The sequence below is a fragment of the Pseudomonas sp. GW822-FHT06D10 genome, from assembly GCF_058799535.1.
The window spans coordinates 150,069-170,935 of the sequence record NZ_JBXALN010000004.1; the positions used below are offsets into that span (position 1 = coordinate 150,069).

Here is a 20,867-nt window from a genome sequence, read left to right on the forward strand (position 1 = left end):
GACGTCCCTGTAATCCACAAAGGCCGGAGGCCGGGGCGCCGAGGGTGCCCGAGCCACATGACAGCCAGATGACAGTCAGCGGCCTTCTACAGGCCCTGCCTCGGCCACCAGCAGCGCCGCCAGCCGCGAGCCGCTGAAGCGGATCTGCGCCAGGCTCAGGGCCGCGTAGCCGACGATCACCGCCGCCGGCCGGCGCACCTGCTGGCAGTGCTCGGCCAGGCCCTGCAACAGCAGGCCCTGCTGGGCCGCGCGCTGGCGAAAGCGCGCCTCATCGCTGCCCGGCGGCAACGTCAGCAGCAGATGCAGCCCGGCCTGCTGGCCGCTGATGCTGTAGCAGCCTGGCGCTTCACTGGCGAGGATCGCCAGCAGCAGGTCGCGGCGTTCCTGATAGGCCTGGCGCGCCGCCCGCAGATTGCGCAGGAAGGCGCCGCTGGCGATGTAGTCGGCCAGGGCCAGTTGCTCGATCACCCCCACCGAGCGCCCGGTGTCCTGCAAGGTGGCCAGCAACCGCGGGCGCAGGCGCTCGGGCAGCAGCATGAAGCCCACCCGCAGGCCGGCGAACAGGGTCTTGTTGAAGCTGCCGCAGTAGATGACGCGGTCGTCCCGGTCCAGGGACTTGAGGGCCGCCAGGGGCGCGCTCTGGTAGTTGAATTCGCTGTCGTAGTCGTCCTCCACCACCCAGGCCTCGCTGTGCCGGGCCCACTCCAGCAGGGCCAGGCGCCGGGACACCGGCATGGTCATGCCCAGGGGCGCCTGATGGGCCGGGGTGACATAGACCATGCGGGCATCCTGATGGTGTTGCAGCTGCTGTACATCGATCCCGTCCTCCTCCACCGGAATCGGCACCAGCCGCGCTCCGGCCAGGGCGAACAGGCTCCGGGCCGACAGGTAGCCGGGGTCTTCGAGGCACACCTTGTCGCCCGCTTGCAGCAGGCTGCGGGCCAGCAGGTCGAGGCCATGGCGGATGCCGGTGGTGATCATCACCTGCTGCGGCTCGCAGGCGATGCCCCGGTGCTGCCCCAGGTACTGGGCGATCTGCTGGCGCAGGGCCGGCAGGCCGCCAGGGTCGGCGTCCCACAGCGACTGCGCCGAGGCATTGCCCAGGGCCCGGGTCAGGGAGCGGGTCCAGCGTTGCAGGGGAAACAGCGCCGGGTCGGCCAGCCGGGCGACAAACGGCTGGCCGGCACGCACGCTGAGCGGCGGGTACGGCGTCTCGCTCTCGCTGACGATGGGTGCCGCCGCCCGTGCCGGGGCGCTCAGGTACAGGTCCGGCACTACCGCGCAGACCCGGGTCCCGGAACCGCTGGCCCGGCTCACATAACCTTCGCTGCGCAAGCGGTCGAAGACCACTTCCAGGGTGCCCCGGGACAGGCCCCAGCGCTGGGCCAGGGTGCGGGTCGAGGGCAAGCGGCAGCCGGCCGGCAGGCGTTTTTCCAGGATCGCCTGGCGCAGGGCACTGTAGGCGCTGTCCTGTTTGCCCAGGGCTTCATCGCAGTGCTGGGGCAGCGGCAGGTCGAGGGGCACGGGGTGTTTTCCACGGCTCATAGTGGTCCAGTCAAAAGCGGCCTAAATGGTGCTCGGCATTAAACCACAAACCCCTTAATTTCAGCGCCATCGCCCTCTGCCCCGAGCCTGCCATGCCGCCCGCCAGCCCCATCACCACCCGCTCCATCGCTGTTGAACGCCCCCTCGCCCCCTGGCTCTGGACCCTGTTGCTGCTGGTGGTGGTCTGCCTACCGCGGATCAGCATCGACCTGTACCTGCCGGCGCTGCCGGCCATGGCCGACCAACTGGGGGCCAGCGACGCCCAGCTGCAACTGACCCTGAGCCTGTACATGCTCGGCTATGCCCTGTCGATGCTGCTGGGTGGCCCGCTGTGCGACCGCTATGGCCGGCGCCCGGTACTGCTGGCGGGCACAGCGCTGTTTCTCGCGGCCAGCCTGGCCTGCATGCTGGCCGCCAGTGTCGAAGTACTGATGGCCGCCCGCCTGCTGCAGGCCCTGGGCGGTTGCTGCGGCACCCTGGTGGGCCGGGTCATGGTCCGCGACCGCTGCCCGCCCGAGGAGCAGCCGCGGCTGCTGGGGCTGTTGTCCATGGGCATTGCCCTGTCGCCAATGCTGGCACCGCCCCTGGGCAGCCTGATCGACCAGTTGCTGGGCTGGCGTGGCCTGTTCCTGTGCCTGAGCCTGGTGGCTGCGGCGGCCTGGCTGCTGATGTTCAAGCGGCTGGCCGAAACCCGCCCGCCGCAGCTCGCGCCAGTGGCCGTGAAAAGCCTGCCGCGCCTGTACCTGCGCCTGCTGGGCGAGGCCTACTTCATGCGCTATTCCCTGGCCATCGGCTGCCTGTACTGCACCTACTTCCCGTTCATTGTGCAATCGCCGGCGCTGTTGCAGCGCCAGCTGGGGCTGTCGCCCACGGCCTACGCCCTGGTGTTCGCCGCCACCGTGGCCGGCTACCTGATGGGGTCGCGACTGTTCCAGCGCCTGGGGGTACGCCACAGTGCCGACCGCCTGATCACCGCGGCCTGCCTGTTGAACCTGGCCGGCGCCGGCCTGTTGCTGCTCACCCGCAGCCTGTGGCCCGACAGCCTGTGGGCCATCGTGCTGCCGATGCTGGCGCTGATGCTCTCGGTGGGCCTGGCGATTCCCGCCTGCCAGCTGGCGATCCTGCAGCCCTATGCGGCGGTTGCGGGCACCGCCTCGGGGCTGTTCTTCTTTATCCAGATGGCCATGACCGCCGGCTGCGGGCTGATGGCCAGCCTGCTAGCGGACAGCCCGGCGGGCTCGCTGCAGGCCCTGACCGGCCTGTTCAGCCTGGCCCTGGGGCTGGCCTGGTGGTGCCTGCGGCCACGGCTGCGGTAGGCGCCGGCTCGGAACGCCTTCCTGCACCCCTGTAGCCGCTGCTGAGCCTGCGAAGCTGCGAAAGGCCGGGCCGCGTTCGGTACGCAGGGCCTTGCTTGGCGGCCTCCTGCCGAACCTCTGGCGCCTTCAAGATCCCCGCGTCTCCTTCGGAGCCGTTCGCAGCCTGCGGCAGCGGCTACAGGTTTGCACTGTGCAAGGCCGCTTCAATACCGCTAAATTGGCCGCGCCTTTCCCATCCGTTGTGCCGTTCAAGACAAGGAAATACGTGATGAAGCTTATTGGAATGCTCGATTCACCCTACGTGCGCCGCGTCGCCATCAGCCTCAAGAGCCTGGGCCTGCCCTTCGAGCATCACTCGCTTTCGGTGTTCAGCACCTTCGAGCAGTTCAAGGCGATCAACCCCGTGGTCAAGGCCCCGACCCTGGTCTGCGAGGGCGGTGAAGTGCTGATGGATTCGAGCCTGATCATCGACTACCTGGAAACCCTGGCCGGCCCGCAACGCAGCCTGATGCCCACCGCCCTGCCCCAGCGCCTGCGTGAGCTGCGGCTGGTCGGCCTGGCCCTGGCGGCCTGCGAGAAGTCGGTACAGATCGTTTACGAGCGCAACCTGCGCCCCGCGGAGAAACAGCACGGCCCCTGGCTGGAGCGGGTTGGCGGCCAGTTGCAAGCCGCCTATGGCGAGCTGGAGCAGGAGTTGCAGAAACAGCCGCTGCCCCGGGATGGCTCCCTGGGCCAGGCCGGCATCAGCCTGGCGGTGGCCTGGAGTTTCAGCCAGATGATGGTGGCGGACCAGTTCAACCCCGGGCAATTCCCGGCAGTACGCGGCTTTGCCGAGTACGCCGAACAATTGCCGGTGTTCCTCGCCACCCCCGCCACCTGAGCCGCACCCTCCCCGTAGGAGCCGGCTTGCCGGCGAAGAGGCCCGCAAGCCTCGCAGCGCCTTCGCTGGCAAGCCAGCTCCTACAGCAGCGGTCAGGCCGGTTCGGGCTGTTTCTTCACGGCGGCAGTGGCGAAGCGCCGGGCCAGGAAGGGGGTGATGTCCAGCGGCAGGGCTTCGTCGTTCACCAGTTTGTCCAGCAACACGCCGGTGATGGCCGAGGTCAGGATGCCGGTGCGGAAGTGCCCGCAGGCATTGAGGTAGCCTTCGACCCCATCCATCGGCCCGAGGATCGGCAACTCATCCGGCGAACCCGGGCGCAACCCCGCCCAGCAGCGCTTGAGGTTGACATGGGCCAGCTCCGGTACGCAGCGCACTGCGCCCTGCACCAGGCCGTTGATCTCCGGATAGGTGGTGGTGACGTCGAAGCCCTTGTCCTCGGTAGTACTGCCGATCAGGATCTCGCCGTTGTCCTTCTGCGCCATGTAGCAGTCGCTGGTGGTCAGGCAGCCGTTGAGCAGCTTGGGCATGCGCTCGGTGAGAAGGATCTGGCCCTTCACCGGCTTCACCGGAATCTCGATGCCGGTGGCCTGCAGGCTGAGCTCGGCGGCCCAGGCGCCGGCGGCGTTGATCAGGGTCGTGCAGCGGAACAAACCAGCAACGTCGGTCTTCACCCCGCTGACCCGATTGCCCTGGTGCAGGACCCCGGTGACGTTGGTGTTGAAGTACACATCCACGCCGTTCTGGCGTGCGCCTTCGGTGTAGGCGTCGGTGAGGCGGAACGGGTTGACCTGGTGGTCGCAGAGGAACTCCAGGGCGCCCTGGGCTTCATGGCTGACATTGGGTTCCGCGGCGCGCAGGGCCGCCTGGTCGAGCCAGCGTACCTGGTCGCTCAGGTGCGGGATGCAGCCGACGATGTGCTCGGCGTACAGGCGGTCTTCCTCGTCATAGATGACGAACTTGAGCCCGGTCTGCTCGAACTTGAAATCCATGTTGTGCAGGCCCATCAGCTCGCGGTGCAGGCGCGGATACAACTCGTTGGACTGCAGGGCGAAGTCGAAGAACGACTGCGGCAGGATGTGCGGAGTGCTGGAATCCACCACCACCGCCGAACCCTGGGCCTCGCGCTTGCGGTTGGCCGACATCATGCGAAAGAAGATCACCCCGCAGCCCAGCCCCACCGACTCGCCGATGGCCCACAGGCCGCCGGCCGAAGCGCGGCTGGCGTTGCCCGGGCGCTTGGCGTCGATCAGCGCCACCTTCAGGTCCTTGCGCTTGGACAACTGGTAGGCGCAGGAAGCGCCGATCACGCCGCCACCGGCAATGACCACGTCGTAATGCTTAATCATGCTGGGAGACCTCCTGGTCAGACGGCGGGAACGCGGAAAACGGAATCGGGTCCAGGGGGAAGCGCGGGCGGATCCAGCCCACGTCCTTGCGCCCGGTGGCCTGGCGCAGGCGGTCGCTGCAGTAGCCCACGCACATCCGCCCCTGGCAGTCGCCCATGCTCACCCGGGTGCGCATTTTCAGGCTGGCCATGTCCTGCACGCCCTGGCTCAGGGCACGCTCGATGTCGTTGCGGGTGGTGTGTTCGCAACGGCAGATCACGGTGTCGCCCTTGGGCAGCTCTACCTGCCCGGCGCCACGCGCGGTATAGCGGTCCACCGCACCACGAAAACGCAGGATCGAGGCCAGCTTGCGCTCGTAACCCTGGCGCCGTTGCAGGGCCGCTTCGTTGCTCAGTACGCCACGCTGCATGAGGATCGACAGCGCGGCGATACGCCCGCTGAGCATGGCCGCCTCGCCGCCGCGGATGCCGCCCATGTCGCCGGCCAGGTGCACGTGGGGCTCGCTGCTCTGCTGCCAGGCGTTGGCGCTGGCGCGCAGGTAACCGTCGTCGCTGAAGTTGTGTTCCAGGCCCATCTGCTGGCTCAACTGGGTGCGCGGGATGAAGCCGTAGCCCACCGCCAGGGTCTGGGCAGCAATGCGCTGGGCCTTGGCCATGTCCGGCTGCCAGTCGCTGGAGTACGGCGCCACGGTGACCACGCTCAGGGCGTCCTGGCCCTGGGCTTCGACCACGCCCCAGCCATAGCGCAGGGCAATGCCGTGCAGCTTGAGGTAGGCGAGCATGCTCAGGCCGTCGAGAAACAGTTGCGGCTTGTTGAGCATGGCCAGGCTCTGCTTGGCGATCTTGCCCAGGGCACAAGCCTCGTAGACCCCCGCCACGCGCACGCCGGAAGCATGCAGCTGGCACGCCACCAGGGGCAGCAAGGGGCCGGTACCGGCGATCACCACCGGGCTCTGGGGCTTGACCACCCCGCTCTTGATCTGCAATTGCAGGCCACCCAGCAGCTTGACCCCGGGCAGGGTCCAGCCGGGGAACGGCACACTGCGCTCATGGCAGCCGGCGGCCAGTATCAACTGCTCGTAGCTGACCTGCTGCACCTGCTCTTCGCCATCGAGCAGCACCAGGCTCTGGGTGCCCTCGGCGCCCACTACCCGGCTGTTGAGGCGCACGTCGATCATCTGTTCGTGGTCGGCGAAATCGCCGTGCAGCTTGGCCAGCATTTCGCAGTAGCGCGGCCCCAGGTAATCCAGCTGCACGCCGTCGCGCAGCGGCCCGCGGTAGACCACGCCCCCCAGGCGCGAGGCCTCTTCGATCAGGGTGCTGCGCACGCCGTGCTCGGCCAGTTCGATGGCGGCCGCCATGCCCGCCGGCCCGCCGCCGACGATCACCGGGTTCAGGCTCATAACGTGGGCTCCGTTTCAGTGATGCGGTTGCTCAGGGTCTGCACCTGCATCCCCGGCTTGACCAGGGTCTGGCAGGCTCGGCGCTTGTGCCGGCCGTCGATCTGCACCAGGCAGCAATGGCATACGCCCATGCCGCAGTAGGCGCCGACCAGTTGCCCGTGATCGTTGCGCGCCACCTGGCGCAGGCCGGTGGCCTGGATCACGCTGAGGACGGTTTCACCCAGGGCGGCAGTGACTGGCTGGCCATTGAGGCTGATGGTCATGTCCGCATGCTGCAGCGGCTGAATATCGAAGTTGCGGTCTATCTGACGCATTGTGGGTTCATCCGTGAAAAATGAATGGGGTTGCCGGCGTCCCGCCGTCCATGCTGCTGCGGTCGGGACCGGGCAACGTCCCGGTCCCAAGCTGTTTGTCAGAACCGAGCGCGGGCCAATCTAGTCGGTTTGTCGGACACGGATATTGATCTGGGCCAAGCAAACGGCTGCCTCGCACCCGACGGTGGCCAGCCCTTGCAAAACTGCGATGCCGCGCACAAAAACGCCGCTGGCGGCAATGGCCGGCAGCGGCGTTCGGGAAGGCCCGGGCCCGTTCGGGCCGGGCTTTATAGCTTGAATCAGTGCATGAACAGGGCGATCAGGATAATCACCGGGATCGGCACACCGAGGAACCACAAGAGTAATGAGCGCATGGGAAATCTCCTGGATCAGTGAACGGGGGTGGGGGCTACGGTGCGCGGCTGGACATCGCTTTCAAGCCAGACCACGGCGTCCCGACGACGACCGCCAAAGGTCGCCGCGAGGCTGGCGAAGAAAGCCCCGCACAACAGCGCGATAAACATCCACAGCGACGACCAGGCAGCCACCTTGGCTGCGGTGTCGGCAGCTTCCTTGGCGGCCTGCTTGGCTTCTTCCACGGCCTGGCGGGTCTTGGCGAAGACTTCATCGACCCGACGCTCGGCATCGGCCTGGCTGAGGTTGGTGCGCTGGGCCACCAGTTGCGCCAGGTAGCTGCGGTCCTCAGGGGCCAACTGGCCGTCGTTGCTCAGGGTGCGCACGAAAATCCGCGATACCGTGCCACGGGCCGCGTCATCGCTGACCGCTGCCGGGCGATCGTCGCGGAACAGGCTGTCGACGAAGTAGCCGTAGTCATCCTGGGAACCCTGGGCGGCAGCATGGCCGGCCACCTGGGTCATGGCACCGGCGGCGCCGGAAGCCACCTGGGCGCCGGCATGCACGCCGCCGCTGATGACGCTGCTGACCGACCCCACCACCAAAGTCGCGGTGACCAGGGTGGCCACGGCCCAGGCCAGGAAGCCATGGGCGGTGTCGCGGAAATACACTTCATCGCCATGCAGGTTGGCCCACTTCACCCGCAGGCGCCCGGCGATGTAACCGCCCAGGCCGGCAGCGATGATCTGCGTCACGGCCAGCCAGACAATGCTGGAAATGCCCAGGCCCTTGGCGCTGATGCCGCTGCCGGCCCAGGGCGAAACCGCGGAAAAGCCCAGGCCGAAGCCCAGCAACAGGAGGATCAGCGAAAGAGCGGCGGCCGCCGCGGCGCCGGCGAAGATCGCCGCCCAGGACACGCCCGAGTGATGACTCGAGGCATCTGCGGTGGCCAGCAGGTGTTCAGAGGGTCTGTTCATTGTTGTTCAGCTCCAGGCATGAAAAATGGTGTTACACGTCTCGAAGGGACAAGTGCAGCCACCGTGCCAGTTGCACGAACTTTATAAGCGCTTTTATTTCAATGACTTGCGATAAGCAGACAATCCCGGATCGTGCAATTTACCGGCCCGGGAGTTTTCGGGCGGGCGTTCTGCACGGCCCGCCCGGTGCTCAGGCCTGCCGGCTCCGGTAGAGCTCCCGGCCGCGGGTCCAGCACAGGTGCGCCACCAGTACCAGGATCCACAGGGCCAGCAGCAGGTTGCCCACCAGGGCCAATTGCCCGATGCCCTGCCCCCACAAGGTAAAGAGCGGCAATGCCAGCCAGGCCGAACGACGAAAATCCAGCAGCCGCATGATTCCCGGCACGGCCACCGCCATCAGGGCGATGACCAGGACGTCCAGGCCGCGATACGCCAGCATCCAGCGCGCATAGCGAGGGTCGGCAGCATAGGCCTCCAGGTAACCCGGCAGGCGCAGCGCCAGATCCACGGCGAGGCTCAACAGCAGGCTGGCCACCAGCAGCCACAGCAGGCCTTTGAAACGTGATGCGTAGTTCATTGCACAACACCTTGATACACAGAAGGTCAATCGGGTTTTCAATGCCGCTTGTAGCTCTTGTTGCCACTGGGGGTCAGGCAGTACACCCCGCCCCGGGGCCCGGTGCAGAAACTGCCGCTGCCACAGTTGCATCCCTGGGCGTCGCGCAGCAGGGGCTCGGCCCGGGGGGTAGTGGAGCGCTGGCCGGACATCAGGGCACAGTTCTTTTTCGACGCGCTGATGGAGCCGTCGTTGCACAGGAACAGCTCGCCGTCGCAACGGGCGATGCCGCCCTTGCGCCCGGAACAGGGCTGGTTGGCCGCCAGCACCGCGCTGCTGCACAGCACCATCAGGCAGAGAAAGGACAATGGCTTCCAGCCAACCCGGGGCAGGCCCGTCATGGATGTGCCTCCTGGCCATGAAAGTGGCGCGATAATATCAGGCAGCGCGGCCTCTGGCAGGGGCTTGTTCAAGGTCTGGACAGAGTCCTGGAGGCGCAGATGAAAGTTTTTTTAGAATTGCGGCCGCCGTTTCTTGGCAAAATGCCCGCCTGTGTCACGAACCGCCAAACAGGTAACGCCTATGACCCGCATTCTGACCATCGAAGACGACGCCGTGACCGCCCGGGAAATCGTCGCCGAACTGAGCAGCCACGGCCTCGACGTGGATTGGGTGGACAATGGCCGCGAGGGCCTGGTGCGCGCCGTGAGCGGCGACTACGACCTGATCACCCTGGACCGCATGCTGCCGGAACTGGACGGTCTGGCCATCGTCACCACCCTGCGCACCATCGGTGTGTCGACACCGATCCTGATGATCAGCGCCCTCTCCGACGTCGATGAACGGGTGCGCGGCCTGCGGGCCGGGGGCGACGACTACCTGACCAAGCCCTTCGCCTCCGACGAGATGGCGGCCCGGGTCGAAGTGCTGCTGCGGCGCAAGAACACGGTCAAGGATTTCGACACCAGCCTGCGGGTGGCGGACCTGGAACTGAACCTGATCAGCCGCGAGGCAACCCGCGCCGACCAGTTGCTGAGCCTGCTGCCCACCGAATACAAGCTGCTGGAATTCCTCATGCGCAACACCGGCCAGATCCTCTCGCGGATGATGATCTTCGAGGAGGTCTGGGGCTATCACTTCGACCCCGGGACCAATCTGATCGACGTGCACATCGGCCGCCTGCGCAAGAAGATCGACCCGCCCGGCATGACCCCGTTGATCCGCACCGTGCGAGGCTCGGGTTATGTCATTGCTGAACCCCTCTAAAGGCTGGCGTTCCTCCAGCAGCCGCCTGCTGGCGCTCTACAGCACGCTGTTCGTGGCCTGGAGCTGCATCCTCATGGGGGTGCTGTACTACGAGGTTTCCACCTACCTGGACAGCCTGGCCAAGCACTCGCTGATGCAGCGCCAGCACCTGTTCGCGCGCTTCGAGGGCGACCAGCTGGTGGAAGCCCTGACCACCAGCATGACTTTCGACATGCGCGCCATCGACGCCTACGGCCTGTTCGATGAGCAGCGCCGGCCCCTGAGCGGGCCGATCCGGCAGATACCCGACGACCTGCCCCTGGACGGCAAGATCCACGAACTGAAGAACTGCATCGACTCCGACGACCCGAGCCTGCCCCGCGACAGCTGCGACGCCGTGGCCACCCACACCCGGGATGGCCGCTGGCTGGTGCTGGTGCGCGACAACGGCTCGCTGTTCGCGGTGACCCGGATCATTCTCCACGCCCTGCTCTGGGGCATTTCCCTGACCATCATTCCCGGCGCCGCCGGCTGGCACCTGCTGCGCCGCCGGCCCTTGCGGCGCATCCGCCAGATCCAGGCCAGCGCCGAAGCCATAGTCGCCGGCGACCTGACCCGGCGCCTGCCGCTGTCGGACCGGCGTGACGAGCTGGACATGCTGGCGGCCATCGTCAACGCCATGCTCGAACGCATCGAACGGCTGATGCATGAGGTCAAGGGCGTGTGCGACAACATCGCCCACGACCTGCGCACCCCGCTGACCCGCCTGCGGGCCCAGCTCTATCGCCTGCAGCAACAGGCCGAGGAAGGCTCGCCCCAGGCCCTGCAGATGGACCAGTTGCTGGCCGAGGCCGACACCCTGATGGCACGCTTTCGCGGGTTGCTGCGGATTTCCGAACTGGAGGACCAGCAGCGGCGCTCGGGCTTCCTGGTGCTCGACCCCCTGCCCCTGCTGCACGAGCTCTATGACTTCTACCTGCCCCTGGCCGAGGAAGGCCAGTTGACCCTGGTGCTGGATGTACCGGCGAGCCTGCCCAGCCTCACCGGTGACCGCGCCCTGTTGTTCGAGGCCCTGGCCAACCTGCTGAGCAACTCCATCAAGTTCACCCCACCGGGGGGCGAAGTGATCCTGCGGGGGATCGACGACGACGGCAGCCCGCGCCTGGAAGTGCTCGACTCAGGCCCCGGAATACCCGCAGCGGAACGGGCGGCGGTGTTCCGGCGCTTTTACCGGGTGGACGAAAACAATGCCCAGGGCGGGTTTGGCCTTGGCCTGTCGATCGTCGCGGCGATTGTCAGCCTGCACGGTTTCAAGCTTGAGGTGGGCAGCAGCGAACGCGGCGGCGCGCGCCTGAGCCTGGACTGCCGGCCGAGCCTGATTGCCGACAATTGATTCCGGCCTCCACCCCCCCTGTGATCCGGTGCCTGTGACCCTGTGATCCTGTAGCCGCTGCTGAGCCTGCGAAGCTGCGAAAGGCCGGGCCGCGTTCGGTACGCCGGGCCTTGCTTGACGATCTTGCGCCAAACCTTCCGCGCTCTCGCGACCCCGGCGCCTGCTGCGTCGCAATGCCGCCCAAGCCGTTCGCAGCCTGCATCAGCGGCTACAAGGCCTTGGGCAGTTGCCAGCCGTAGCGCACCGAGAGCATGCGCAGGGCGAAACAGACGATGCCCGCCAGCCAGGCCGAGCATAAAGGCGGCACGCCCAGGCGCCGGGCGATGACCAGGCTGGCCGCGCCGACAAAGGCCGAGCTGGCATACAGGTCGACCTGCAGCACCAGGGGAATGCGGGCCAGGACAATGTCGCGAATCACCCCGCCCCCCACCCCGGTCACCGTACCCATGAGCATCGAGACAAAGGGCGAGATGCCGAAGTTCTGCGCCTTCTGCGTGCCCGCCACGGCAAACAGCCCCAGCCCCGCGGCGTCCAGCAGAATCAGCAGCGGCCCGGACCACCCCAGCACCCAGTCCCGTGCCACGAAGGCCAGCCCGCCCATCAGCAGCGCCAGCGCCGGGTACCGCCAGTCGGCCACGGCCTTGGGCGGTGTGGCGCCAATCAGCAGGTCACGGGTCACCCCTCCGCCAAGGGCAACGATAAAGGCGATCACCATCACCCCCAGCAGGTCCAGCTGGGCGCGCATGGCGCTGATCGCGCCCTCTACGGCAAACACCGCAGTGCCCGCCAGATCCGCCACCAGCACGATGTTTTCCAGGCGCCGGGGCAAGCCCTGGGCCCGGGCGTTCATGGGCCCATCCAGAAAAGCGGGGTGATCAGGAAAATACGGCGCGGCAACAGGGTTGAAGGCATGCCCGGGCACCTGCAAAAGGCTGGAGATGACGGCCGGGAACCCGACCGTCGACCCATTGCTTATAGTTCAGGCCGTGGGCTGTCGCCATCGACCGGCCCCGGTGCAAGGCCGGGTTCAGGGCGCCAGATCGAGCTGGCCCAGGGAGTTGCTGCCCAGCTCATAGAGCAGTTCGTCGATGATCTTCTGCACATCGGCCTCGCTCTGCAGCGCCCGGGCGCTGAGCCCGGTCACCACCAGGTCGACCCGGCCGCTGGCCGGCTCGAACACCCGCAGGGTCAGGGTGCCGTCACCGGCGTTGCTGAAGCTGCAGGCCAGGGGCGCCAGGCGCTGCTCGATACAGGCGCGCAACTGCGCCAGGGTGATGGCCGCCGGCATTTCAGCGGCGCCGCAGCAGCAGGCCCGCCAACAGGCCGACGCCGGCCAGCAGGGCCACGCTCAACAGCGGTTTGTCCCGGACCCAGCGAGCGCCCTGGTCCAGGGCCTGGCCGTACTTTTCCTGCAATTGCCCGGCGGCTTCCCGGGCCATGCCGCGGGCTTGCAGCTGCTCATCATCCAGCCACTCACCCACCACGGCCTCGGCCTTGCCGGCCACCTTGCCCACTGTGCCCTTGATCTGTTCGCTAGCCATGCTGGCGCTCCTTCTACTGCGGTTCATGAATGGCAGAGGCCCGATACAGAGCCCTGCGCAGAATCACAGGATAGAAAGGCCCGCCCCCGGGCAAAAGGCGCATTTGCACTGGTTGCACTGGTGCATTTGCACCGAGTCAGCCGGCACTGCCGGCAAACAGCCCGCGCTCCCGGGCCCAGACAATGGCCTCGCCGCGGCTGTGCACATCGAGCTTGGAGTACAGGGTGGCCACGTGATTGCGCACGGTGTTGGGGGCCAACTGCAGTTGCGCGGCAATTTCCTTGTCCGCCAGCCCCTGGTAGATCAGCCCCAGGACCTCGCGCTCGCGGGTGGTGAGCTCGGCAGAGGTTACCGCCGGGGCTTGCGCGCTGCGGGTGTTGCGCACATTGGCGAGCTTTTCGATCAGGGTCTGGCTGAACCAGGAGGCATCACGCATCACCTCCTCGATGGCGCCCACCAGCTCCAGCTCCGAGCGCTTGCGCTCGCTGATGTCCATCAGCACCAGCAGGTAGCAGGGGCTGTCCTGGATCAGCACGGTATCGGCGTAGGCCACGCAGTCCACTTGCTCGGCGCCCTTCTTGCGCACCTTGAGGTCCAGGCCCATGACGTTGCCGCTCTTCTCCAGGCGGCCGAACAACTGCTCGGCTGCCTGGGGCTCGGCGATAAAACCGATGTCCTGCACGGTCTTGCCCAGCAGTTCTTCGCTGCTGTAGCCGCAGGTGTCGAGAAAGGCTTCGTTGACATCGACGATCTGCTGCTCGGCGCTGCACACTAGGGTCGGCACCGGGGTCAGGCGGAACGACTTGGCGAAACGCTCCTCGCTCTGGCGCAGGGCGATCTCGGCCTTGCGCCGCGGCTCCAGGTCCATGAAGGAAAACAGCATGCAGTCCTCGTCGTTGATGTCCAGCGGCTGGCCGGCGACGATCACCAGCTTGCTGCCGCCCTCGGGCAGGCGCAGCTCGGCCTGCATCTGCGGGATGGTCGCACCCTGCCCCAGGCGTTCGACGGCCAGTTCCTTGTGCTCGGCGTCTTCCAGCACGTCCAGCTCGTACACCGAGCGGCCGATCACCTGGTCCCGGGCATAGCCGGTCATCTCCAGGAAGCCCTGGTTGACCTTGATGTAGCGCAAATCCCCCAGGCGGCAGATCACCGCCGGCGCCGGGTTGGCGTTGAAGGTCTTCTCGAAGCGCTGCTCGGCGCTGGCCCAGTCGGTGGCGTCACTGAGGATCAGCACCAGGGACTCCGGCGCGCCATTGCGGTCCTCGAGGATCATGCTGCGCACCCGGTGCACCCAGTGCCGGGGTTCGCCATCGATCTCGGCCTGGACCTCCACCACCACGTCGCTGAAGGTTTCTCCGGCAGCCACCCGGTTGATGGGGTAGCTGTCCAGGCCCAGTGGATGGTTGTTGCGGTAGCGCAAGGCATAGCGCCGGGCATAGTCGCGCAGATTGCCGCCCAACTGCTCGACCGTGCTGACGCCGTGCATGGCCAGGGCCGCTTCATTGGCCCAGAGCAGGGTACGGGGCTTGTCGGTCTCGATCAGGATCACCCCGTCGGACAGGCCGGAGATGATCTGCTGCAATTGGCGGCGGTTGGTTTCGGTGGCAAGTACGGCCTGGCTCATGGCATCTCCGGAAGAACCCGACGCTGCGCCAAACATCCCGCACGCCGGAAAAAAAGGGGGCTGCAACTACGACCACGGCGCGCCGCCATCGTGCCCCGGCCCGAGCGCTGGAGCCCCTTTGGGCAACGGAGTAAGCTGCCCCGTCCGGATTGCGGGCCAGCCGCCAGCCCGGCGACACCGGCCAGCCGCCCCTCGAGGAATGACGCATGATCACCATCCGTGAAGCCGACAGCCGCGACATCGACACCCTCCAGGCCATTGGCTGCGCCACCTACCGCGAGCACTTCGCCGCGATCTGGAGCACCGAAGGCATGCAGCAGTTCCTGGCCCAGGACTTCGCCCCCGCCCCCCTGGAACAGTCCCTGGCCGACAAGCACCTGCACCTGTGGCTGCTGGCCCTGGACCCGCAGCAGCAGCCCATCGGTTTTGCCAAGCTCAACTGGAACCGGCCACTGCCCGATGGAGCCCGGCGCGGGGCCGAACTGCAGAAGATCTACCTGCTCAAGTCCGAGGCCGGCAAGGGCTATGGCCGCCGGTTGCTGGAGCATGTGCTGCAACGGGCCAGCGCTGCCGGTGAGCCCTGCCTGTGGCTGGACGTGCTCAAGAGCAATAGCGGCGCCCGGCGCTTCTATGAAAGCGCCGGCCTGCGGCAGGTCGACGAGGTGCCGTTCAGCACCGACCTGGAACAGATCGGCATGTGGGTGATGGCCTGCGACCTTCCGCGCACCGGCGAACGCACGGCCTGAGGCTCAAGATCCCGTCCAGGGGCAGCGCCTGCTCCGTCCCCCCCTCCCTCCAGAACCCCGCACGTTCAGCCCTTCCGGCGGCCTGAACATGCGGCGCCCGCAACAAAGCGACTAGTCCGAATAGACGATGTCCAGCCCCCGCTGCATTTCCGATAGTCCCTTCCCCCCCTCCACAACCCTACGGTACCTCGACGCAAAAACAGACATTCAGAGGCAGCAATGAAAAAAACAACAACGCCTTACGCTTTCTCCACCTTGCTCGCAGTTCCCGGTTCCTTGCTCCTGTTCAGTTCCCCGCTGGCCGCCCTGGTCTTCGAAATCGGCGACGACCTCAAAGTGCAGAACAGCAACGTCGTCTCCTATGGCCTGGCCTGGCGCACGGCAAAGCCGGCCCATGCCCTTGGCGGGCGCAACAATGCCAACGGCAACGACGGCAACAACGCTTTCGACCGGGGCAGCCTGATCACCCATCGCCTGGGCCTGGTCAGCGACGCCGACTTCAACTTTCGCCGTGACTTCGGCCTGTTCGTGCGCGCCAGCGCCTACTACGACAATGTCTACCATCGCCGCAATGACAACCACACCGGCACCTCGAACTGCTATGCCGCCGGGCAATGCTCGCGCCCCGACCAGTTTCCCAGGCCCACCCGCGACGCTCACGGCGGTGCCGTGGAAATGCTCGACAGCTACCTGTATGGCAGTTGGCAGGTCGCTGACAGGCCCTTCAACCTGCGCCTCGGGCGCCAGGTGGTCTACTGGGGCGAGAGCGTCTACAACGGCAACGGCATTGCCTCGACCATGAGCCCGTTTGATGCCAGCAAATCCAACGTGCCCGGGGTCGAGATCAAGGAGCGTACCCTGCCGACCGGCCAGCTGTTCGCCTCCTACAGCCTCACCGACGCGCTCGACCTGCAGTTCTACTACCAGTACGAGTGGAAGAAGAGCCGACTCAACGCGGTCGGCAGCTACTTTTCCACCACCGACCTCCTCGACAGGGGCGGCTACAGCAACTCCACCGGTCAACTGGTCCGCTTGAAAGATGACGAACCCCGCGACAGCGGGCAGTTCGGCCTGGCCCTGCGCTATGTCGCCCAGAGCCTGAACAACACCGAGTTCGGCCTCTACCGCCTGCGCTATCACAGCAAGACACCGGTGGTGGACAACCTAAGCCGCCGCGGCAGCTACCAGGCGCGCTACTTCGAAGGCATCGAACTGTATGGCGCAAGCTTCGCCACGGTCGTGGTCGACACCAACATCAACGGCGAGATCAGCATCCAGGATCGCCTGCCCCTGGCGATCGACCTCGGCGGCGCCCGCCACACTGCCCGCGGCAGGACCGGCCAGGTACTGCTGTCGATGACCCACGGCTTCGGCCAGACGCCCTTTTCCGACAATTTCACCCTCAATGGCGAGGTCGGCTACAACCGCGTCTTGAGCAACGACAGTGCCTACCTGCCCCAGCGCAACCCCAGTGACAAGCTCTGGAACGATCGTTCGGCCTGGGGTTACACCTTGCGCGCCAGTTCGCGCTACATCGAGATCATGCCCGGCTGGGACCTGACCATTCCGCTGTCCTTCAACCAGGGGGTGAACGGCAACTCCTCTCTGGGCAGCTACAACCAGGGCAGGAATCGGCTGTCCCTGGGCGGCACCCTGGAGTACCTCGGGAACCTCTCCCTGGAGGCCGTCTACAACGCCTACCTGGGCAGCCCCCGGTACAACAACCAGAGCGATCGCGACCACATCGCCCTGAACGCCAAGTACAGCTTCTGACCCTCGCCCAGACAACCGGAGAACATTTCATGTCCTGCCAAACGCAATTCCCTGCCTTTGTGCTCGCCGGCCTGCTCGGCCTGTGCCCCCTGGCCCAGGCCGCGCTCAGCGAGGCCGAGCTGGCTCGCCTCGATCAAGATCTCACGCCCGTCGGCGCGGAGCGTGCCGGTAACGCCGACGGCAGCATTCCTGGCTGGTCCGGCCAGTGGCGCGGCACTCCGCCCCATGTGCAGTTCGCCGGCAGCGGCTCGCTGTACCCCGATCCGTACGCCAAAGAGCGCCCGTTGTTCAGGATTACCGCGCAGAACCTGGAGCAGTACCAGAACCGCCTCAGTGACGGCCAGATCGCCCTGTTCAAGCGCTATCCACGCAGCTACTGGATGGACATCTATCCCAGTCATCGCGACATGCGCCCGAGTGCGAAAATCGAAGAGCAAATTCGCGAAAACGGGCGCACAGCTCGACTCACCGAGGATGGCAACGGCGTCACCGGGGCCTGGGGCGCGTCGCCGTTCCCGATCCCGAAAAACGGCAACGAACTGATCTGGAACCACGCCCTACAAGGGCGGGGGCCCGGCGAGGAAGGCGTCTACAGCCTGGTCGTCACCCTGGCCAACGGCAAGCAGGCACGTCAGGTCCAGCATCACCAGACGCTCAATATCTGGACCAACCCGGACAGCCCCCGGCAAGACGACCGCGACGCCATCAACAGCCACTTCATGTACCGGACCCTGGAACCGGCCCGGGAGCTGGGCAAGATCACCTTCGGCCACGGCTTCGTCGATCCGGTGGCCAACGCCCAGCAGAGCTGGCAATACGACCCGGGCAGCCGACGAGTGCGGCGCGCGCCCAACGTCGGCTACGACAACCCTTCCAGTGGCGCCAGCGGCGGCCTGCGGGTCAACGATGACAGCCGCATGTTCAATGGCGGCACCGACCGCTACCAGTGGACGATCATCGGCAAGCGCGAGCTGTTCATCCCCTATCACAACTATGCAATCAGCGACCCCGCGACCACCCTGGCCAAGCTCACCGAAACCATTGGCCACCCCAACCCCGAAGCACTGCGCTACGAATTGCACCGGGTATGGGTACTGGAGGCCAGCCTCAAGCCCGGCAACCGTCATGTGTATGCCAAACGCCGCTTCTACATCGACGAAGACACCTGGGGCGCGGTCATGGCCGACAGCTATGACGCCCGCAACCTCCTCTGGCGCACCAACCTGCAGACCACCTTCTACGCCTATGACACCCAGAGCTATCAGGCGGGCCCATCGGTGTATCACGACCTGATGTCCGGGGCCTATCTGGTGGATCGCCTGACCAATGAGCACGGCCCGATCCGCCTGACGGACCTGGCCCACGATGCCAGCGATTTCACCCCCGCCGCCGTGCGCAAGCGCGCCAAATGAAGACTCACGGAGAGCACAACATGACCCGATTCGACCTGGTCCTCGGGGCCGCCCTGCTGTGCACCATCGCCACAGCCAATGCGGCCCCTGCCGAGCAGCCAGCGCCCCCGCAAGAACTGCCCGCCAGCGAACGCCAGGCGCTGCGCGACCTGAACCTGGCAAGCGCACCCAACCTGCGCGACCTGGGTGGCTACCGCACGGCCGACGGACGTAGCGTGAAATGGGGCCTGCTGTATCGCGGTGGAGCCCTGGACTCACTCAGTGCCGAAGATCAACGCAGGCTGCAAGGCCTGCAACTGCAGCGTGTGGTGGACCTGCGCAGCCGCGAGGAAATCGCCGACGCCCCCGACCGCCTGCCGCCGGCGCTGATGGAGCGGCGGATCGAGATGCCGATCAGTGCCGGCAACATCGACATCCGCGAGCTGACTCGGCGCATCAACAGTGGCGACACCGCCGAGCTGCACCTGGACGATGTGCTGGTTCGGGCCAACATCCAATTCGTCCGCGAGCAGAGCCCGCTCTTCCGAGCCTGGCTGCATGGCCTGCTCGATGACCAGGGCACCCCGGTTCTCTACCACTGCACCGCGGGCAAGGATCGCACCGGCTTCGCTTCGGCCATGGTGTTGCTGGCCTTGGGGGTGCCGGAAGCTACGGTGATGGAGGACTATCTGGCGTCCAACCGCTACCTCGGGGAAAAAAACCGCCGGATCGCCGAACAAGTTCGGCTCGCGTCAAAAGGCCGTACCGATCCTGCCCTGCTACAGCCCTTGCTAGGCGTCGAGGCGCGCTACCTGCAAGCGGCGTTCATGGCCATGCGCGAAGACTACGGCTCAGTGGAGAACTACCTGCGCGAGGGGCTGGGGGTCGATGCCGCGTTTCGCTCGCGGCTGCAAAGCAAGTTCCTCGAAACCGCCGCCCCCTGATCAGTTGCGGCACTCAGAGACCCAGGGCCTTGAGCCGCCGGTACAGGGTCCGCTCGCTCAGGCCCAGGGCCCTGGCCAGCTCACTGCGCGAACCCTCGAACACCTCCAGGGCATGGGCCAGTTGCTCCAGGTCCTTGTTGCCGCGGCGGCGGCCGGGGGGCGCTGGTGCCGGCGTGCTGCGCAGCTCCGGCGGCAGGTCCGCCAGGCGGATCACCCCGTCGTCGCTGAACAGCCGCGCCCGCTCGAGGATGTTGCGCAGCTCGCGGATATTGCCCGGGTAGGTGTACAGGCTCAGTTGGGCCAGGGCCTGGGGATCGACCCGCGGCACTACCCCGGGGTCAAGCCGGCGCAGCAGGCTGTCGATCAGCAGTGGCAGGTCGTCGCTGCGTTCGCGCAAGGCCGGCAGGCGGATCGGGAAGGCGCTGATGCGGTAGTACAGGTCCTGGCGGAAGGTGCCGGCGGCGACCATTTCCTTGAGCGGCTTGTGGGTCGCCGCCACCAAGCGGAAATCCGAGTGCACGGTGCGCAGGCTGCCCACCGGGCGAAAGCTGCCGGACTCGATCAGACGCAGCAGTTTGACCTGCATGGCCAGAGGCACTTCGCCGATCTCGTCGAGAAACAGGGTGCCGCCATGGGCGGCTTCGGCCAGGCCGATCTTGCGCTGCAGGGCACCGGTGAAGGCGCCCTTTTCATAACCGAACAATTCGCTTTCCAGCAGGCTTTCGGTAAGCCCGGTGCAGTCCACCACCACCAGCGGCCCGCTGGCCCGGGGGCTGCCGTCGTGCAGGGCACGGGCGAACAGTTCCTTGCCGGTGCCGGATTCACCCTGGAGCAATACCGGGATCGGCGCCGGCGCCGCCCGCTGCAAGGCGCCCAAGGCTTCGTTGAAGGCCGGCGAGCGCCCCACCAGGCCCTTCTGCTGGGGTTGTACCGAGGCCACGGCCACCGAACTCAGGCGCTCGACATAGGCCACCACCGTGCCGTCTTGGCCAATGATCGGCCGCAGCTCCACGTCCACATGTTCCGGCCCCCGGGGCGTGTGGTGGATGTGCAGCATGCGTTCCGGCACGCGGCTGTCATGGGCCTTGCGCATCGGGCAATGCTCGCCGGCCTGATCGCAGGGCACGGCGAACTGGTGGGATACCCGGTAGCACTTGGCGCCCACGTGGGGCTTGCCGGCCACGCCGAACTGACGCTGGTAGGCGGTGTTGGCGGCGATGATGTTGTAGTCGGTGTCCAGCACTATGGTGGGCTGCGGGTCGTGTTCGAGGTAGGACACCAGGGCAGACATCGGTGGCGGGACTAGGTCGGTGGCAATCAGGGACATGGGCAACTCCGGGGCAGAGGCGGCAGCTTAAAGCATGGGCGCCATCACTGCCATTTTCTGCCAGCAACTGCCAAATGACTGCCAAGCCCGGGTGACAGTCCTGGCGACAACACATCACCAAGGGGTTGAAAAAGCGTCTAAACCAATGAACAGGCGCCAAACGACGCCGTTTCGGGTTGGCACGCTTATTGAC

Annotated in this window: 20 protein-coding genes; 8 read left to right on the top strand and 12 right to left on the bottom strand. The window is 66.4% G+C overall.

Annotation, left to right across the window (positions count from 1 at the left end):
- Positions 1-75 precede the first annotated feature (75 nt).
- Positions 76-1,545: a MocR-like pyridoxine biosynthesis transcription factor PdxR gene (gene pdxR / locus AC1RL5_RS14420; protein ID WP_103408023.1), complete on the bottom strand. Its 1,470-nt coding sequence runs from the start codon at positions 1,543-1,545 to the stop codon at positions 76-78.
- Positions 1,546-1,637: 92 nt separating this feature from the next.
- Between pdxR and AC1RL5_RS14425 the strand changes: the two genes are divergently transcribed.
- Together AC1RL5_RS14425 and AC1RL5_RS14430 are read left to right on the top strand one after the other, a co-directional pair.
- Positions 1,638-2,861, top strand: coding sequence for a multidrug effflux MFS transporter (locus AC1RL5_RS14425; protein ID WP_492589599.1), 1,224 nt, complete (start codon positions 1,638-1,640; stop codon positions 2,859-2,861).
- A 268-nt stretch (positions 2,862-3,129) separates the two neighbouring features.
- Positions 3,130-3,741, top strand: a complete 612-nt coding sequence (locus tag AC1RL5_RS14430) for a glutathione S-transferase (protein ID WP_011060876.1) — start codon at positions 3,130-3,132, stop codon at positions 3,739-3,741.
- Positions 3,742-3,833: 92 nt separating this feature from the next.
- On the opposite strand, the gene hcnC is transcribed toward AC1RL5_RS14430, so the two are convergent.
- The 6 genes from hcnC to AC1RL5_RS14460 form a co-directional block, all read right to left on the bottom strand.
- Positions 3,834-5,087, bottom strand: coding sequence for a cyanide-forming glycine dehydrogenase subunit HcnC (gene hcnC / locus AC1RL5_RS14435; RefSeq protein ID WP_019094282.1), 1,254 nt, complete (start codon positions 5,085-5,087; stop codon positions 3,834-3,836).
- Positions 5,080-6,489, bottom strand: coding sequence for a cyanide-forming glycine dehydrogenase subunit HcnB (gene hcnB, locus AC1RL5_RS14440; protein ID WP_011060874.1), 1,410 nt, complete (start codon positions 6,487-6,489; stop codon positions 5,080-5,082). Before hcnB ends, hcnC begins: the two co-directional genes overlap by 8 nt.
- On the bottom strand, positions 6,486-6,803 hold the full coding sequence (gene hcnA, locus AC1RL5_RS14445) for a cyanide-forming glycine dehydrogenase subunit HcnA (RefSeq protein WP_011060873.1): 318 nt from the start codon (positions 6,801-6,803) through the stop codon (positions 6,486-6,488). The genes hcnB and hcnA overlap by 4 nt, the downstream gene beginning before the upstream one ends.
- Before the next feature lie 389 nt (positions 6,804-7,192).
- Complete coding sequence (locus AC1RL5_RS14450) at positions 7,193-8,134, bottom strand: membrane protein (RefSeq protein ID WP_011060872.1); 942 nt, start codon at positions 8,132-8,134, stop codon at positions 7,193-7,195.
- 190 nt (positions 8,135-8,324) lie between these two features.
- Entirely contained in the window at positions 8,325-8,711 is a 387-nt protein-coding gene (locus AC1RL5_RS14455; protein ID WP_072452272.1) for a hypothetical protein, read from the bottom strand.
- Between the two features lie 38 nt (positions 8,712-8,749).
- Entirely contained in the window at positions 8,750-9,091 is a 342-nt protein-coding gene (locus tag AC1RL5_RS14460) for a YdcA family protein (protein WP_053151024.1), read from the bottom strand.
- Positions 9,092-9,272: 181 nt separating this feature from the next.
- On the opposite strand from AC1RL5_RS14460, the gene AC1RL5_RS14465 reads away from it, so the two are divergent.
- Both AC1RL5_RS14465 and AC1RL5_RS14470 read left to right on the top strand, forming a co-directional pair.
- On the top strand, positions 9,273-9,956 hold the full coding sequence (locus AC1RL5_RS14465) for a response regulator transcription factor (RefSeq protein ID WP_011060869.1): 684 nt from the start codon (positions 9,273-9,275) through the stop codon (positions 9,954-9,956).
- The gene (locus AC1RL5_RS14470; protein WP_011060868.1) at positions 9,934-11,328 is read left to right on the top strand and encodes a sensor histidine kinase; all 1,395 of its coding nucleotides are present in this window, start codon (positions 9,934-9,936) and stop codon (positions 11,326-11,328) included. Before AC1RL5_RS14465 ends, AC1RL5_RS14470 begins: the two co-directional genes overlap by 23 nt.
- 208 nt (positions 11,329-11,536) lie before the next feature.
- On the opposite strand, the gene AC1RL5_RS14475 is transcribed toward AC1RL5_RS14470, so the two are convergent.
- The 4 genes from AC1RL5_RS14475 to AC1RL5_RS14490 all read right to left on the bottom strand — a co-directional run bounded on the left by AC1RL5_RS14475 (position 11,537) and on the right by AC1RL5_RS14490 (position 14,493).
- The gene (locus AC1RL5_RS14475) at positions 11,537-12,178 is read right to left on the bottom strand and encodes a trimeric intracellular cation channel family protein (protein WP_186452739.1); all 642 of its coding nucleotides are present in this window, start codon (positions 12,176-12,178) and stop codon (positions 11,537-11,539) included.
- 177 nt (positions 12,179-12,355) lie between these two features.
- Positions 12,356-12,616, bottom strand: coding sequence for a DUF1652 domain-containing protein (locus AC1RL5_RS14480; protein WP_015635301.1), 261 nt, complete (start codon positions 12,614-12,616; stop codon positions 12,356-12,358).
- Position 12,617: 1 nt separating this feature from the next.
- Positions 12,618-12,869 carry a CsbD family protein gene (locus tag AC1RL5_RS14485; RefSeq protein ID WP_011060865.1) on the bottom strand — a complete coding sequence of 84 codons (252 nt, stop codon included), beginning with the start codon at positions 12,867-12,869 and terminating at the stop codon, positions 12,618-12,620.
- 136 nt (positions 12,870-13,005) lie between these two features.
- Positions 13,006-14,493 carry a PAS domain S-box protein gene (locus tag AC1RL5_RS14490; protein WP_072452273.1) on the bottom strand — a complete coding sequence of 496 codons (1,488 nt, stop codon included), beginning with the start codon at positions 14,491-14,493 and terminating at the stop codon, positions 13,006-13,008.
- Positions 14,494-14,699: 206 nt separating this feature from the next.
- Between AC1RL5_RS14490 and AC1RL5_RS14495 the strand changes: the two genes are divergently transcribed.
- The 4 genes from AC1RL5_RS14495 (at position 14,700) to AC1RL5_RS14510 (ending at position 19,347) form a co-directional block, all read left to right on the top strand.
- Positions 14,700-15,239 (top strand): GNAT family N-acetyltransferase, encoded by a 540-nt coding sequence (locus AC1RL5_RS14495; protein WP_077933952.1) that lies wholly within the window; start codon positions 14,700-14,702, stop codon positions 15,237-15,239.
- 219 nt (positions 15,240-15,458) lie between these two features.
- Positions 15,459-17,012: a DUF1302 domain-containing protein gene (locus AC1RL5_RS14500; protein WP_492589601.1), complete on the top strand. Its 1,554-nt coding sequence runs from the start codon at positions 15,459-15,461 to the stop codon at positions 17,010-17,012.
- 29 nt (positions 17,013-17,041) lie between these two features.
- A complete protein-coding gene (locus tag AC1RL5_RS14505; protein WP_077933950.1) occupies positions 17,042-18,424 on the top strand; it encodes a DUF1329 domain-containing protein in 1,383 nt (460 codons plus the stop codon).
- Positions 18,425-18,444: 20 nt separating this feature from the next.
- On the top strand, positions 18,445-19,347 hold the full coding sequence (locus AC1RL5_RS14510; RefSeq protein WP_072452277.1) for a tyrosine-protein phosphatase: 903 nt from the start codon (positions 18,445-18,447) through the stop codon (positions 19,345-19,347).
- A gap of 13 nt (positions 19,348-19,360) precedes the next feature.
- Here AC1RL5_RS14510 and AC1RL5_RS14515 read toward each other — a convergent pair whose 3' ends face one another.
- Complete coding sequence (locus AC1RL5_RS14515) at positions 19,361-20,674, bottom strand: sigma-54 interaction domain-containing protein (protein WP_072452278.1); 1,314 nt, start codon at positions 20,672-20,674, stop codon at positions 19,361-19,363.
- Between the last annotated feature and the right edge of the window lie 193 nt (positions 20,675-20,867).

What these genes read in the sequence shown, in the direction of transcription:
- AC1RL5_RS14475 (WP_186452739.1), bottom strand. Translation starts at nt 12,178, where the DNA reads ATGAACGCCCGGGCCCAGGGCTTGCCCCGGCGCCTGGAAAACATCGTG.
- AC1RL5_RS14515 (WP_072452278.1), bottom strand. Translation starts at nt 20,674, where the DNA reads ATGTCCCTGATTGCCACCGACCTAGTCCCGCCACCGATGTCTGCCCTG.
- AC1RL5_RS14495 (WP_077933952.1), top strand. Translation starts at nt 14,700, where the DNA reads ATGATCACCATCCGTGAAGCCGACAGCCGCGACATCGACACCCTCCAG.
- AC1RL5_RS14460 (WP_053151024.1), bottom strand. Translation starts at nt 9,091, where the DNA reads ATGACGGGCCTGCCCCGGGTTGGCTGGAAGCCATTGTCCTTTCTCTGC.
- AC1RL5_RS14490 (WP_072452273.1), bottom strand. Translation starts at nt 14,493, where the DNA reads ATGAGCCAGGCCGTACTTGCCACCGAAACCAACCGCCGCCAATTGCAG.
- AC1RL5_RS14485 (WP_011060865.1), bottom strand. Translation starts at nt 12,869, where the DNA reads ATGGCTAGCGAACAGATCAAGGGCACAGTGGGCAAGGTGGCCGGCAAG.
- hcnA (WP_011060873.1), bottom strand. Translation starts at nt 6,803, where the DNA reads ATGCGTCAGATAGACCGCAACTTCGATATTCAGCCGCTGCAGCATGCG.
- hcnC (WP_019094282.1), bottom strand. Translation starts at nt 5,087, where the DNA reads ATGATTAAGCATTACGACGTGGTCATTGCCGGTGGCGGCGTGATCGGC.
- hcnB (WP_011060874.1), bottom strand. Translation starts at nt 6,489, where the DNA reads ATGAGCCTGAACCCGGTGATCGTCGGCGGCGGGCCGGCGGGCATGGCG.
- AC1RL5_RS14455 (WP_072452272.1), bottom strand. Translation starts at nt 8,711, where the DNA reads ATGAACTACGCATCACGTTTCAAAGGCCTGCTGTGGCTGCTGGTGGCC.
- AC1RL5_RS14470 (WP_011060868.1), top strand. Translation starts at nt 9,934, where the DNA reads ATGTCATTGCTGAACCCCTCTAAAGGCTGGCGTTCCTCCAGCAGCCGC.
- pdxR (WP_103408023.1), bottom strand. Translation starts at nt 1,545, where the DNA reads ATGAGCCGTGGAAAACACCCCGTGCCCCTCGACCTGCCGCTGCCCCAG.
- AC1RL5_RS14500 (WP_492589601.1), top strand. Translation starts at nt 15,459, where the DNA reads ATGAAAAAAACAACAACGCCTTACGCTTTCTCCACCTTGCTCGCAGTT.
- AC1RL5_RS14430 (WP_011060876.1), top strand. Translation starts at nt 3,130, where the DNA reads ATGAAGCTTATTGGAATGCTCGATTCACCCTACGTGCGCCGCGTCGCC.
- AC1RL5_RS14450 (WP_011060872.1), bottom strand. Translation starts at nt 8,134, where the DNA reads ATGAACAGACCCTCTGAACACCTGCTGGCCACCGCAGATGCCTCGAGT.
- AC1RL5_RS14465 (WP_011060869.1), top strand. Translation starts at nt 9,273, where the DNA reads ATGACCCGCATTCTGACCATCGAAGACGACGCCGTGACCGCCCGGGAA.
- AC1RL5_RS14510 (WP_072452277.1), top strand. Translation starts at nt 18,445, where the DNA reads ATGACCCGATTCGACCTGGTCCTCGGGGCCGCCCTGCTGTGCACCATC.
- AC1RL5_RS14505 (WP_077933950.1), top strand. Translation starts at nt 17,042, where the DNA reads ATGTCCTGCCAAACGCAATTCCCTGCCTTTGTGCTCGCCGGCCTGCTC.
- AC1RL5_RS14425 (WP_492589599.1), top strand. Translation starts at nt 1,638, where the DNA reads ATGCCGCCCGCCAGCCCCATCACCACCCGCTCCATCGCTGTTGAACGC.
- AC1RL5_RS14480 (WP_015635301.1), bottom strand. Translation starts at nt 12,616, where the DNA reads ATGCCGGCGGCCATCACCCTGGCGCAGTTGCGCGCCTGTATCGAGCAG.